Origin of the sequence: Idiomarina aquatica (assembly GCF_003987185.1) — a bacterium.
Classification (GTDB): Bacteria; Pseudomonadota; Gammaproteobacteria; order Enterobacterales; family Alteromonadaceae; genus Idiomarina; species Idiomarina aquatica.
Map to the genome: position 1 here is coordinate 1,423,095 of NZ_PIPS01000001.1, position 13,376 is coordinate 1,436,470.

Annotated in this window: 11 protein-coding genes; 7 read left to right on the forward strand and 4 right to left on the reverse strand. The window is 48.1% G+C overall.

Annotated elements, in window-relative coordinates; translation table 11 throughout:
- Window positions 1-91: 91 nt before the first annotated feature.
- A complete protein-coding gene (gene glyQ / locus CWE23_RS06600) occupies window positions 92-1,006 on the forward strand; it encodes a glycine--tRNA ligase subunit alpha (RefSeq protein ID WP_105305302.1) in 915 nt (304 codons plus the stop codon).
- Window positions 1,007-1,009: 3 nt separating this feature from the next.
- Window positions 1,010-3,076: a glycine--tRNA ligase subunit beta gene (gene glyS, locus CWE23_RS06605; protein WP_126819800.1), complete on the forward strand. Its 2,067-nt coding sequence runs from the start codon at window positions 1,010-1,012 to the stop codon at window positions 3,074-3,076.
- Window positions 3,077-3,169: 93 nt separating this feature from the next.
- Here the strand turns inward: glyS and gyrB are convergent, their stop codons facing one another.
- Genes gyrB through dnaA form a run of 4 tightly spaced genes read right to left on the reverse strand, consistent with a single transcriptional unit; the run spans window position 3,170 to window position 9,209 of the window.
- Window positions 3,170-5,587: a DNA topoisomerase (ATP-hydrolyzing) subunit B gene (gene gyrB / locus CWE23_RS06610; protein WP_126819801.1), complete on the reverse strand. Its 2,418-nt coding sequence runs from the start codon at window positions 5,585-5,587 to the stop codon at window positions 3,170-3,172.
- 2 nt (window positions 5,588-5,589) lie between these two features.
- Window positions 5,590-6,693 (reverse strand): DNA replication/repair protein RecF, encoded by a 1,104-nt coding sequence (gene recF / locus CWE23_RS06615; protein ID WP_126819802.1) that lies wholly within the window; start codon window positions 6,691-6,693, stop codon window positions 5,590-5,592.
- A 14-nt stretch (window positions 6,694-6,707) separates the two neighbouring features.
- The gene (dnaN, locus tag CWE23_RS06620; protein WP_105305298.1) at window positions 6,708-7,811 is read right to left on the reverse strand and encodes a DNA polymerase III subunit beta; all 1,104 of its coding nucleotides are present in this window, start codon (window positions 7,809-7,811) and stop codon (window positions 6,708-6,710) included.
- Between the two features lie 30 nt (window positions 7,812-7,841).
- A complete protein-coding gene (dnaA, locus tag CWE23_RS06625; RefSeq protein WP_105305297.1) occupies window positions 7,842-9,209 on the reverse strand; it encodes a chromosomal replication initiator protein DnaA in 1,368 nt (455 codons plus the stop codon).
- 292 nt (window positions 9,210-9,501) lie between these two features.
- On the opposite strand from dnaA, the gene rpmH reads away from it, so the two are divergent.
- The 5 genes from rpmH (at window position 9,502) to mnmE (ending at window position 13,374) form a co-directional block, all read left to right on the forward strand.
- Window positions 9,502-9,636 (forward strand): 50S ribosomal protein L34, encoded by a 135-nt coding sequence (gene rpmH / locus CWE23_RS06630; RefSeq protein WP_040487621.1) that lies wholly within the window; start codon window positions 9,502-9,504, stop codon window positions 9,634-9,636.
- On the forward strand, window positions 9,629-10,003 hold the full coding sequence (rnpA, locus tag CWE23_RS06635; RefSeq protein ID WP_105307643.1) for a ribonuclease P protein component: 375 nt from the start codon (window positions 9,629-9,631) through the stop codon (window positions 10,001-10,003). The genes rpmH and rnpA overlap by 8 nt, the downstream gene beginning before the upstream one ends.
- Window positions 9,958-10,233 (forward strand): membrane protein insertion efficiency factor YidD, encoded by a 276-nt coding sequence (gene yidD, locus CWE23_RS06640; RefSeq protein WP_105307642.1) that lies wholly within the window; start codon window positions 9,958-9,960, stop codon window positions 10,231-10,233. The genes rnpA and yidD overlap by 46 nt, the downstream gene beginning before the upstream one ends.
- Window positions 10,234-10,254: 21 nt before the next feature.
- The gene (gene yidC / locus CWE23_RS06645) at window positions 10,255-11,916 is read left to right on the forward strand and encodes a membrane protein insertase YidC (protein ID WP_126819803.1); all 1,662 of its coding nucleotides are present in this window, start codon (window positions 10,255-10,257) and stop codon (window positions 11,914-11,916) included.
- An 81-nt stretch (window positions 11,917-11,997) separates the two neighbouring features.
- Entirely contained in the window at window positions 11,998-13,374 is a 1,377-nt protein-coding gene (gene mnmE / locus CWE23_RS06650; RefSeq protein WP_105307640.1) for a tRNA uridine-5-carboxymethylaminomethyl(34) synthesis GTPase MnmE, read from the forward strand.
- Window positions 13,375-13,376: the final 2 nt, after the last annotated feature.

Here is a 13,376-nt window from a genome sequence, read left to right on the forward strand (position 1 = left end):
GGTCCCCTATAACCTAGGCGCATCAAAGGGTATAATCTAGGCATATTTTTTAGTCAGTGGTCAACTACCCGCACAGTATAAGAGAACATTTATGTCTAAATACGATGTAAAAACCTTTCAAGGATTAATCCTTGCGTTGCAGGACTACTGGGCGCAGCAAGGCTGTGCTGTAGTCCAGCCTCTGGATATGGAGGTCGGCGCCGGAACCTTTCACCCGATGACATTTTTGCGCTCGTTAGGGCCTGAACCTGCGAGTTTTGCTTATGTGCAACCTTGCCGCCGCCCTACTGACGGTCGCTACGGTGAAAACCCCAACCGCCTGCAACACTACTATCAGTTTCAGGTCATCATGAAGCCGTCACCGAAAAACATTCAGGAGCTTTATTTAGGCTCACTTGAATTACTCGGTTTTGACACACTGACCCACGACATTCGCTTCGTTGAAGATAACTGGGAATCCCCAACCCTGGGCGCCTGGGGACTGGGCTGGGAAGTTTGGCTCAACGGTATGGAAGTGACGCAATTCACTTACTTCCAGCAAGTTGGCGGCATTGAATGTAAGCCAGTTTCTGGTGAAATCACCTATGGTCTTGAGCGTCTGGCAATGTATATCCAGGGCGTCGACAGCATTTACGATTTAGTATGGACGGACGGGCCTCGCGGTAAGATTTACTACCGTGATGTATTCCATCAAAACGAAGTGGAACAATCCACTTACAACTTTGAATACGCCGATGTCGAGGTGTTATTTCAGCGTTTTGAAGACTGCGAAAAGGAATGTCAGCTACTGATTGATAAAGCGCTGGCACTGCCCGCTTACGAGCAAGTGATGCGAGCCTCTCACGCCTTTAACCTGCTGGATGCCCGCCATGCGATATCCGTTACCGAACGTCAGCGCTATATTCTCCGCGTACGGACGATGGCGAAAGCTTGTGCTGAGGTTTATTACCAGTCGCGCGAAGCGCTTGGCTTCCCTCTTTGCCAGTCTCAATCAGAAGGAGCTTAAACAGTGAGAAAAGATAATTTGTTGATCGAACTTGGCACTGAAGAGCTTCCTCCTAAAGCACTTAAGTCGCTGAGCGAGAGTTTTGCTGAGGGTATCAAGCAAGGATTAGAAAGTAGCGGTCTTAAATTTACCGCGATTCAACCTCTGGCAACGCCCCGCAGACTGGCAGTTAAGGTCAGCCAACTTGATGCCGAGCAAGCCGACAAAGTGGTTGAAAAACGTGGGCCTTCCGTTGATGTCGCTTTTGATGATGATGGTAAACCGACCAAAGCCGCAGAAGGCTGGGCTCGCTCTAATGGCATTACGGTTGAACAAGCACAGCGCCTGAAGACCGATAAAGGTGAATGGTTACTGCATAAGGCAGATGTAAAAGGTGAACCCTTAAGTAAATTGCTACCGGGGATCGTCGAGTCGGCGTTAAAGCAATTACCGATTCCTAAGCCAATGCGTTGGGGAGACAGTGACGCACAGTTTATCCGTCCGGTACATACATTGACGCTGGTTTACGGCGATCAGTCAATTGATGCGGAATTACTCGGGGTTCGTAGCGCACGTCATATTCTTGGGCACCGCTTCCACGCACCGCAGGGCTTTGAACTAGCCCACGCCGATGACTACGAGGAGCAGCTTAACGCACACTACGTAAACGTTGACCAACAACAGCGCATGGACACCATTCGTCGTGAGGTTAACCGGATTGCGGCAGAGCTTGGTGGCAAGGTTGTCGAAGACGAGGCTCTGATTGAGGAAGTCTCAGCATTGGTTGAATGGCCTGTTGCATTGCAGGCAAGCTTTGACGAAGCGTTTTTGGACGTCCCTAAAGAACCGTTGATTGTTACCATGAAAGACGACCAACGCTACTTCCCGGTCGAAGACGACCAGGGACGCCTGTTGCCGCGCTTTATTTTTATTACCAACATTGAAAGTAAAGATCCGCAGCAAATCGTGCAGGGTAACGAAAAAGTGGTTCGCCCACGACTTGCTGACGCGCAGTTTTTCTTTGAAACCGATAAGAAACAAAGCCTTGAGTCACGCCTACCCAAGCTGGCTTCGGTGTTATTCCAAAAACAACTGGGTAGCATCCAAGACAAAGCCGACCGCATCAGCGCATTGGCAGGACAGATTGCCGGACAATTGAATGCCTCCGTTGATGACGCCAAGCGCGCCGGGCTGTTATGCAAAGCCGACCTGGTCAGTGAAATGGTACTCGAGTTTCCAGAAACGCAAGGGGTAATGGGTAAACACTATGCCCTGAACGACGGCGAAAGCGAAGCCGTTGCAGAAGCCATCGAGCAACACTACTGGCCACGTTTTTCTGGTGATAACTTACCGGTGTCTGATGTTGCCTGCGCCGTTGCGCTTGCCGACAAGCTGGATACGTTGGTCGGTATTTTTGGTATTGGCCAGACCCCCAAGGGCGACCGTGACCCCTTTGCGTTGCGCCGCGCCGCACTTGGCCTTATCCGAATCATGGTGGAAAAAGGACTGAATCTCGACTTACAAGATGTCATTTCCACCGCCGCAGACGGTTTTTCCGACCGCTTGAGCAACAAGACGGTGGTGAGCGATGTGTTTGAATTTCTAATGGGGCGTTTCCGTCCTTGGTATCAAGATCAAGGCATCGATGTCGATGTTATTCAGGCCGTCATTGCACGCGCTCCGTCGCGCCCTGCTGACTTTGATGCACGCATCAAGGCCATCGCATCATTTAAGCAATTAGACGCCGCAGAGAGCCTTGCAGCGGCTAATAAGCGTGTTGGTAACATTCTTGCCAAGTCTGAGATAGAACTTACGGGTGTTATCAACCACGACTTGCTCAGCGAAGCACAGGAACAAACCTTAGCCGCCAAGATTGCTCAAACCGAAAAGAGTTGCGAACCGGATCTCGCTACCGGTAATTATGAAGGTGCGCTTAATCGTATGGCCGACTTAAGAGACGACATTGATGCTTTCTTTGATAACGTCATGGTTAACGCCGACGACGAGAAGGTGAAAACGAATCGCTTAAACCTGTTGATGCAATTACGGAATCTGTTTTTGCGGGTTGCGGATATTTCGTTACTTCAGTAACCGCTCGATAAAAGCCTATGAGCAAACAAAAAGCCTCGCATTAGCGAGGCTTTTTTATGTTCGTTCATCAAATTTTCAGTTCAGCGCAACGCGTTAAACGTCCAGGTTAGCAACTTTCAGTGCGTTAGACTCGATGAATTGACGGCGTGGCTCTACCTCGTCGCCCATCAGTGTCGTGAAGAGCTGGTCCGCTCCAATCGCATCTTCGATGGTTACCTGCAACATACGGCGAGTCTCAGGGTCCATGGTGGTTTCCCACAGTTGCTCAGGATTCATCTCTCCTAGACCTTTGTAACGCTGTACATAAAGGCCACGTTTCGATTCACCAATCAACCACTCTACCGCGTCAACAAAATGCGAAATCGGTTGCTTCTTATCGCCACGAACAACGTAACCACCCTCTTCAACCAGTGAATCAATTTCGTCACCAACCGTTACGATCTGCTCATAGTCTTTCGACATCAGAAACTCGTAACTCAGTGGGTATTCTGTATCAACACCATGCTGACGAATATTGGTTGATGGTAGCCACATTTGGCGCTCAATATCTTCTTTTAAGCCAATGGTATAAGTTGCTGAATCAACTTCACGCGCCGTTAGATCCTCGTTAAGGGCTTTGACCCACTCATCCATATAGGCTTTGTCTTTCAAACGTTGGTCGGTTAACCGTGGCGCGTAAAAGAGGCGTTGTAAAAACTTCTCAGGAATACGGCGACTTAATCGTTTGATGGTGTCCTGAGCCAATTGGTAACCATTAACCAAGTGTTCCAAACGCTCACCGGTAATGCCTGGAGCGTCTGCATTAACGTGCAACGACGCATTATCCAAAGCGAGGCTGGTCAAATAACGAATCAGCGCAGGGTCATCCTTGATATAGGTTTCTTGTTTACCCTTCTTCACTTTATACAGTGGCGGCTGGGCAATATAGATGTAACCGCGCTCGATAATTTCAGGCATCTGACGATAGAAGAAGGTCAATAGCAGCGTACGAATGTGCGAGCCATCAACGTCAGCATCGGTCATAATGATGATGCGGTGATACCGGGTTTTATCCGGGTTATATTCGTCTCGTCCGATACCACAACCCATAGCGGTGATCAGCGTACCGACCTCTTGTGAAGAAAGCATCTTATCAAAACGCGCTTTTTCCACGTTTAGAATCTTACCTTTCAGCGGCAGAATCGCCTGGTTTTTTCGGTTACGCCCCTGCTTAGCAGAGCCGCCTGCCGAGTCACCCTCCACAATATAAAGTTCGGATAACGCGGGATCTTTTTCCTGACAGTCGGCCAGTTTTCCCGGTAAGCCGGCAATGTCCAGCGCTCCTTTACGGCGCGTCATTTCGCGAGCTTTTCGGGCTGCTTCACGCGCACGGGCTGCATCGATAATTTTATTAACGATGGTTTTGGCGTCTTGCGGGTTTTCTAACAAGTAGTCAGACAGCCGCTCATTCATGGTTTGCTCTACAGCGGTTTTAACTTCTGAAGACACCAATTTCTCTTTCGTCTGTGATGAGAATTTAGGGTCCGGAACTTTGACCGAAATTACCGCTGTCAGACCTTCACGTGCATCGTCACCCGTTGCCGAGGTTTTGGCTTTTTTCGTGTAGCCTTCCTTTTCCATGTAGTTGTTCAGGGTTCGGGTCAGTGCCGCACGAAATCCGGCCAGGTGTGTACCACCATCGCGCTGTGGAATGTTATTCGTATAGCAATAAATATTCTCTTGGAAAGAGTCATTCCATTGCATACTAACTTCGACGGATATCCCGTCTTCTCGCTCTGAACTAAAGTGGAAAGCCGTTGGGTGAATCGGCGTTTTTGCTTTATTCAAGTAAGTTACAAAAGCGGCGATGCCACCTTCGTATTTAAAATGATCTTCACGATCGTCACGTTCATCGCGCAGACGAATGGCAACGCCAGAGTTCAAAAATGATAATTCACGAAGCCGTTTGGCAAGGATGTCGTAATGGAACAACGTATCGGTAAATACATCCGGGCTTGGCCAAAAACGTAACTCGGTACCGGTTTGGTTGGTATCACCTACTTTTTGAATATCGCTTTGAGGCTCACCCAAATGATAGGTTTGTTCGTATATGTGTCCTTGACGACGGATAGTTAACGTCAGCTTATCCGATAACGCGTTAACCACCGAAACACCAACACCGTGGAGACCGCCAGATACTTTGTATGAGTTATCATCAAACTTTCCGCCCGCGTGTAATACGGTCATAATAACCTGCGCAGCGGAAACGCCCTCTTCTTCGTGAATATCAACTGGAATACCACGGCCGTCATCTTTTACAGAAACCGACCCATCGGAATGGATGGTTACCAATATTTCTGAGCAGTGTCCTGCCAAAGCTTCATCGATGGAGTTATCTACTACTTCAAACACCATATGATGAAGACCTGTGCCATCATCTGTATCACCAATATACATGCCTGGGCGCTTACGCACGGCATCGAGTCCTTTTAGGACTTTAATACTGGATGAACCGTAGTTATTTTCTTCCATAGTTAGTTCTCAATATGACGTTTTAGAATTCCGTGTTCCACGTGGAACATTGCGGGTTCTTTTTTAAAATTATCGGACAGTGAGTCAATACTCACTGAACTTATAAATACTTGGTTGTCACTGTCTTCGAGCAACTCGCAAAACTTTCGCTGATTATCTCTATCGAGCTCGGACGTCAAATCATCCACAATTATAATGCAAGCTAATCCCGTTGCTTCGTTTAACAAGCGAGCTTGAGCGAGTTTCATACTCGCTACAAGGACTTTTATCTGACCTCGAGATAGACGTTCTTTGGCAGCAACGCCATCCGCGATAATTTGCAAATCAGCTTTATGCGGCCCAACACTGGTGTGTCCATATTTGACATCGTTACTGATGGATCCACTTAATGCGTCTGACAGCGTTTTATTGCTATCCCAACCGACTTTTAACGAAACATCTAGTGTAACATCTGGCAGGAATGTTTGTGCTATTGGCTTCAAATATTTACCTAACCGCTCAACGTAGCCTTGGCGTTGTTCCGTAATCTCTTGCCCATACAAACAAAGTTGCTGCACCCAATACTTATCTTCTGCCTGGCTGTAGTTCAGCCTTTTTGTTTTAAGTAACTTATTGCGATGTCGCAACACTTTATTATAGTTTGACCAGAGTCCGAAAAAAGAATGTTCCACGTGGAACACTCCCCAATCAACTAACTGCCGGCGGGTACTCGGCCCACCCGCAATCACTTCAACCGATTCTGGGGTAAACAACTGGACCGGTACGTTTTTGGCTAAATCGGCAAGTCGAGCCTCTTTGCTGCCATTGATTCTAAGCTGGTGTTCGCCATTAACGTTACGGGACATACCAAACCGTTGTTGGGAATCAACGTCGCTGGCATCATGACCTTCGCAAAAAAGGGTAAACTCATCAGCGCCGGATTTTATCAGGGGACGGAAGCCGCCAGGCCGAAAACTACGCCCGAACCCGAATAAGTAGATACCTTCCAAAAAGCTGGTTTTGCCAGACCCGTTCTCGCCGAAAACAACATTGATTCCCGGGCCAGGCTTCACTTCCAGATGCGAAAAATTCCTAAAATTATTCGCTATAAACCGAGTTATTCGCATAAACGCATCAGCGCCTACAACCTCATTGGCATGACCACATAACAACAAGAATCGTCGTGCTGTGGCTCAATCAACGCGCTGCTATTAGAGTCTGCCAAGGTGAAACTGATTTCAGTGTCATCGACATTATTAAGTACATCCAGCAGATAGCTGACGTTAAAGCCAATCTCGAGATCCTCACCTTGATAGTTGACCTCAATCACTTCTTCAGCCTGCTCTTGTTCTGGGTTTGTAGCGGTAATGCACAGTTCACCACTGGATAAATTTAAACGAACGCCCCGGAATTTCTCGTTCGATAAAATCGAAGCACGGCCGAAGGCCTGACGGAGTAAATCCCGGTCGGCGATAACGACTTTATCGCCACCGCTTGGTAATACGCGACGATAGTCGGGGAAACGACCATCAACGAGTTTACTGGTGAATACGATAGATTCAGACTCAATGCGAATATGGTTATTGCCAATTGCAACGGCGACTTCAATCTCCTCGTCGCCAAGTAACCGAAGCAATTCTACAACCCCTTTACGAGGCACTATCACCTGTTTTTGCGCAAGGCCCGGCTGATTAATGGTGCAGCTGCTCATGGCCAGACGGTGGCCGTCTGTTGCCACCGAACGAAGCATTCCGTTATCCGTCTCGAACAACATGCCGTTTAAATAGTAGCGCACGTCCTGGTTGGCCATGGAGAAATGCGTTTTTTCCATTAAGCGCTTTAAAATAACCTGATCGGTTACAAAATTAATATCGCTGGTCCAATCGTCGATATTGGGGAAATCATCAGCCGGTAACGTGCTCAGCTTGAACTTACTGCGGCCGGAACGTACAAAGGCCTTATCCTCTTCTGCGGAAAATTCGATTTGCGCCTCATCAGGTAAGCTGCGAACAATATCCAACAGTTTCTTAGCAGGCACGGTTACCGCGCCGTCACCACCGGAGGCCTCAACCATTACCGACGAAACCAATTCAACTTCCAAATCAGTTCCTGTCAATCGCAATTGCCCGCCCTGAACCTGCAACAGCAAATTAGAAAGAATGGGCAACGTGTGACGACGCTCAACCGCTCCACTGACGACTTGAAGCGGTTTAAGAAAAGCATCCCGGCTAACTGTAAATTTCATGATTCTTTCCCCTGATTTGGCCTGCTCGCATTAAGACGACAATGTGCGAATAAGGTTTCTGTAATCTTCTTTAATGTCGTGTTGTTCTTCTTTTAACTTTTGTATTTGCCGGCACGCGTGCAACACCGTTGTATGATCGCGACCGCCAAATGCATCACCAATTTCCGGTAGACTATGGTTCGTCAATTCTTTCGCTAACGCCATAGCCAACTGCCTTGGACGAGCCACTGAGCGACTGCGGCGTTTTGACAAAATATCGGCAAGTTTGATGTTATAGTATTCGGCAACGGTTTTTTGAATATTATCAATAGTAACGAGCTTTTCCTGCGCTGCAATAAGATCGCGCAAGGCTTCTCGGACAAAATCTATCGTGATCGCCCGTCCCGTCAAGGATACATTCGCTACGACCCGGTTCAACGCCCCTTCAAGTTCGCGAACATTTGAGCGCAAACGCTTAGCAATAAAAAAGGCGACTTCATGTGGCATGTGTAAACCACGTTCTTCTGCCTTTCGAATCAAAATTGCTACACGGGTTTCAAGCTCTGGTGGCTCAATAGCAATGGTCAAACCCCAGCCGAAACGAGACTTAAGACGATCTTCAACACCATCGATTTCCTTTGGGTACAAATCACTGGTCATAATGATTTGCTGATTGCCTTCGAGCAACGCGTTAAAGGTGTGGAAGAACTCTTCTTGAGAACCCTTTTTATTCGCGAAGAAGTGAATATCGTCAATCAACAATGCATCTACCGAGCGGTAATAGCGTTTAAACTCATTAGTCGAGCTGTTACGGATCGAATTAACCATATCCTGGACAAAGCGCTCAGCACGAATATAAAAAACTTTTGCGCCCTGCTTGTGAGCCATGATGCCATTACCAACGGCGTGCAACAGGTGAGTTTTACCCAGACCTGTGCCACCGTAGACAAACAATGGGTTATAGACGCCACCAGGGTTCTCGGCGACTTGAATTGCCGCTGCTCGTGCTAACTGGTTGGATTTACCCTCGACAAAGTTATCAAAGGTGTACTCCGGGTGAATGTTACTTTCGAACTCCTCGATGTCCTGCGGTGACGATCGGCCAAACGTCGGCCCTGACCGTTTGGTCGGTGTTCGAGTTCGTGCGTTACTGCTTTGCTGATTTGAGGACGTGCTAACATTACCGACCTTAATGATCACCTTCGGCGCTTTATTATCGGTGACTTCATTAAGGATCGAATTAATGGACTTTAGATACTTATCGCGAACCCAATCGACCGAGTAAATGTTCGGCGCGTAAAGCGTTAATGTGTCGCCTGACTGCTCCGCCTGAATTGGCCGAATCCAGGTGTTGAACTGCTGCAGAGGTAAGTCAGATTGCAAGCGTTCAGAGCACTGCTGCCAAAGCGAATTATTCACACTAACATCTCCATTCTAATTATAATTATGCATTTTGGTAATTGTACTCCAGAGATCAGGTGAACGCTACCTTTCACGGTAATTTTGTCGGTTCATTTCGACGTTTAGATTGCCACATTAATGTGAGTAACTTATCATATTATCCACATTGATTGGATTTATGGCATCCATAATGTGGATGAAATAAATCACTTTTTAATCAGTTAATCATCGGATAGATGTTGACTGACATGAAAAAGATCGGTATGATCCGCGCTCTAAAATTTTAGCACTGACCGATGGAATAACTGTTATGAAAAGAACGTTTCAACCAAGCGTATTAAAACGCAAACGCACTCACGGTTTCCGTGCGCGCATGGCAACTAAAAACGGCCGTAAAGTGATCGCACGCCGTCGTGCACGTGGTCGCAAAGTACTGAGTGCATAACACTCACGCCTATGGAAGGGAGTTGCGCCTGCTAACTCCCTCTCAGTTTCAGACCGTTTTCTCTAATCCCCCGGTAAAAGCTGTCACCGCGCAGTTAACCATGCTCGCAACACCCAACGATCTAGACCACGCTCGAATTGGCGTAACGATCAGCAAGAAACGTGCTAAAACAGCCGTTCAACGCAATCGCATCAAACGCCGAGTGCGCGAAACCTTCCGTTTGCGCCAACACAAAATTCCAAACTTCGATATTGTGGTTATAGCCAAACAAGGTATCGTTGACCTTGATAATACCGAACTCAACAATACATTGAACTATTTATGGCGAAAATTGGCAAAGCGCTGCGAGCAATACCAGTCGCGTTAATTAAGATCTATCAATGGACCCTATCGCCATTGATGGGGCCGCGCTGTCGTTTTTATCCATCATGTTCGCATTATGCCTGTGAGGCGATAGAGAAACACGGTACAATCAGGGGCGTAGGCTTAGCCGCAAAACGCATTGCACGGTGTCATCCAGGCAGCGAGGGCGGGTTTGATCCTGTCCCTGACGCGAAAGCCTCGCACAACGACGCTTTACATTCACACGAACAGTAGCAACTTAGAGACGAAATCACTATGAATTCGCCACGATCGATACTTTTTATTGCTTTTTTAGTGGTGTCCTTTTTCCTGTTTCAGACCTGGATGGTCGATACAGCACCGGGAACTCAGGCGCCAAGCAAATCAACCACCTCGTCTACGACAGATAGTGGCAACTCCACAGTTCCCGATCCACAAGGCGCGGTTGCTTCAGATGCTTCGGTTCCTGAAGGTGATACACCTGCCACTCAGGCTCGAACCGGCCAACTGGTCGAAGTAAAAACTGATGTACTCGACCTGGTTATCGACACCAAAGGCGGTGATATCGTGTCCGCCAAGTTACTACAGTTTGCCGAATCACTGGATTCGGAAGAACGTTTCCAGTTATTGCAACGCCAACCAGGCAATATTTACATTGCACAATCTGGCTTGATCGGCCCTAACGGCATCGATTCCAGTGGTGGTCGTGCCCAGTTCTCAGTTGCTAAAACCGAGTACAACATGGACGGCGGACGTCTTGAAGTACCGCTTGTCTTTACCAAAGATGACGGTTCAACGATTAAGAAAATATTTACCTTTGAACAGGGCAAGTATCACGTTGATGTTCGTTATGAAATCGAAAATGCCAGTCAGCAAGCCCAACAAATGCAGTTTTATGGCCAATTGCAACAGACCATGGCGGCAGGTGAAGGCGGCAGTATGATCATGCCAACTTATTTTGGTGCGGCCTACTCACACGACGACGATAAGTTCGAAAAATACGATTTTGAAGACATGCGCGACCAACGTTTGAACGTAAGTACTCAAACCGGCTGGGTCAGTATGCTTGAGCATTACTTTGTGTCTGCGTGGATTCCGACGCAGCAACAAGAAAACCGTTTATTCTCGCGCGTAGCCGATAATTCGCAGGCGATCATTGGTGTTATTTATCCGATGATTCAGGTAAACGCCGGCGAGACCAAAACCATTAACTCAACACTGTATTTAGGTCCTAAAGATCAGGACGCTATGGCAGCGTTGGCGGAAAACCTCGACCTTACCGTCGACTACGGTTTTCTGTGGTGGCTGGCACAACCTATCTTTAAGCTCCTACAATTCTTGCAAAGCATGGTTGTTAACTGGGGTCTGGCCATCATCCTGACCACGGTTATCGTGAAAGCCGTCCTGTTCCCGTTAACCAAAGCGCAATACGTATCAATGGCGAAAATGCGCATGCTACAGCCGAAAATGACGGCTCTGCGTGAGCGTTATGGTTCTGACCGCCAGAAGATGTCGCAGGCAATGATGAAGCTCTACAAAGAGGAAAAAGTGAATCCTCTGGGTGGCTGCTTACCAATGCTGTTGCAATTACCTATCTTCCTCGCCTTGTACTGGGTGTTGCTGGAAAGCGTTGAATTACGCCATTCCGAATTTGTCTTCTGGATCCAGGATCTGTCGACCAAAGACCCTTATTACATCCTGCCTATCCTGATGGGCGCGAGCATGTTCTTGATGCAGAAGTTACAGCCAACACCGACGGCTGACCCAATGCAGCAGAAACTTTTCCAATACATGCCGGTTATCTTTACCGTATTCTTCCTCTGGTTCCCGTCCGGCTTGGTTCTATACTGGCTGGTCAGTAACTTGATCACCATCGCGCAGATGTTGATTATTTACAAAGGATTAGAGAAAAAGGGCATAAACGTCCGCGGGAAATAATGCGTTGAAAGCCCGACGGAATGTCGGGCTTTTTTCTATCGGCTACACTAGCTTCTGACTTCGACAATATAATGTACCACCATGCAAACTGAAACCGACTTTAACGATACCATTGTTGCGCAAGCCACACCCCCAGGACGCGGCGGTGTCGGTATCGTGCGTGTCAGTGGTAAAGCCAGCAAACTGGTTGCGGAGAAACTGCTCGGGCATTGCCCTAAACCTCGCCGAGCGGAATATTTACCGTTCCGAAATACCAAAGGTGAATTGCTGGATGAGGGCATCGCGCTTTACTTCCCCGGCCCCAACTCATTTACCGGGGAAGATGTGCTGGAACTACAAGGGCACGGTGGCCCCGTTCTCATTGACATGATCATCAAAGCAATATTGGAATTACCCGGTATACGCCCTGCTCGTCCCGGCGAGTTCAGCGAACGAGCGTTTCTCAACGACAAGCTCGACCTGACACAGGCAGAAGCCATTGCCGATCTTATTGATACCAATTCGGAACAAGCCGCAAAAGCCGCCTTACAGAGCCTCAAAGGCGAGTTTTCTCATAAGATTGACCAACTTGTCGATGCGGTAATTCATCTGCGCATGTACGTTGAAGCGGCCATTGATTTTCCGGACGAGGAAATTGATTTCTTATCGGACGGGAAAGTCGCCGGTGACCTTAGCGACATCATTGATCAATTGTTCCATATAGAACATCAGGCTCGCCAGGGCACTCTGATGCGGGAAGGTATGCGTATTGTTATAGCCGGACGACCCAATGCCGGCAAATCAAGTCTGTTGAATGCGCTGGCCGGCCGCGAATCAGCCATCGTCACCGAAATTGCCGGTACCACGCGGGACGTCCTGCGCGAACACATTCAAATAGACGGAATGCCCCTACATATTATTGATACCGCCGGCTTGCGGGAATCACCGGATCAAGTCGAGCAAATCGGTATTGAACGGGCCTGGGAAGAAATTCGTCAAGCCGACCGCGTGCTGTTTATGGTGGATTCTCAACAAACCAGCGCCATACATCCTGACGATATTTGGCCAGAGTTTTTCGCGCAGCTTCCGGAAGATATGCCATTTACCGTGATTCGCAATAAGGTCGATCTGACCCGCGAGTCCATCGGTATCGACGAACATAATGGTATTCCGGTGTTGCACCTCTCGGCAAAAACCGGACACGGTATCGAGCTATTGCGTGATCACTTAAAACACTGTGTTGGCTACACCACCAGCGCAGAAGGCAGCTTTATGGCGCGACGCCGTCACCTTGACGCACTGGCAAAAGCCAAAGCACATCTGTTACAGGGTCAGGAGCAATTGGAACTGAACCTGGCCGGTGAGTTGCTTGCAGAAGAATTGCGACTGGCGCAACAACATCTGAATGAAATCACCGGAGAGTTCACCTCTGACGATTTGCTCGGCCAAATTTTTGGCTCATTCTGTATCGGTAAATAACC

Excerpts from the sequence above, each read along its gene's own strand:
- glyQ (WP_105305302.1), top strand. The coding sequence starts at position 92 with ATGTCTAAATACGATGTAAAAACCTTTCAAGGATTAATCCTTGCGTTG.
- gyrB (WP_126819801.1), bottom strand. The coding sequence starts at position 5,587 with ATGGAAGAAAATAACTACGGTTCATCCAGTATTAAAGTCCTAAAAGGA.
- recF (WP_126819802.1), bottom strand. The coding sequence starts at position 6,693 with ATGCGAATAACTCGGTTTATAGCGAATAATTTTAGGAATTTTTCGCAT.
- dnaN (WP_105305298.1), bottom strand. The coding sequence starts at position 7,811 with ATGAAATTTACAGTTAGCCGGGATGCTTTTCTTAAACCGCTTCAAGTC.
- rpmH (WP_040487621.1), top strand. The coding sequence starts at position 9,502 with ATGAAAAGAACGTTTCAACCAAGCGTATTAAAACGCAAACGCACTCAC.
- yidD (WP_105307642.1), top strand. The coding sequence starts at position 9,958 with ATGGCGAAAATTGGCAAAGCGCTGCGAGCAATACCAGTCGCGTTAATT.
- yidC (WP_126819803.1), top strand. The coding sequence starts at position 10,255 with ATGAATTCGCCACGATCGATACTTTTTATTGCTTTTTTAGTGGTGTCC.
- mnmE (WP_105307640.1), top strand. The coding sequence starts at position 11,998 with ATGCAAACTGAAACCGACTTTAACGATACCATTGTTGCGCAAGCCACA.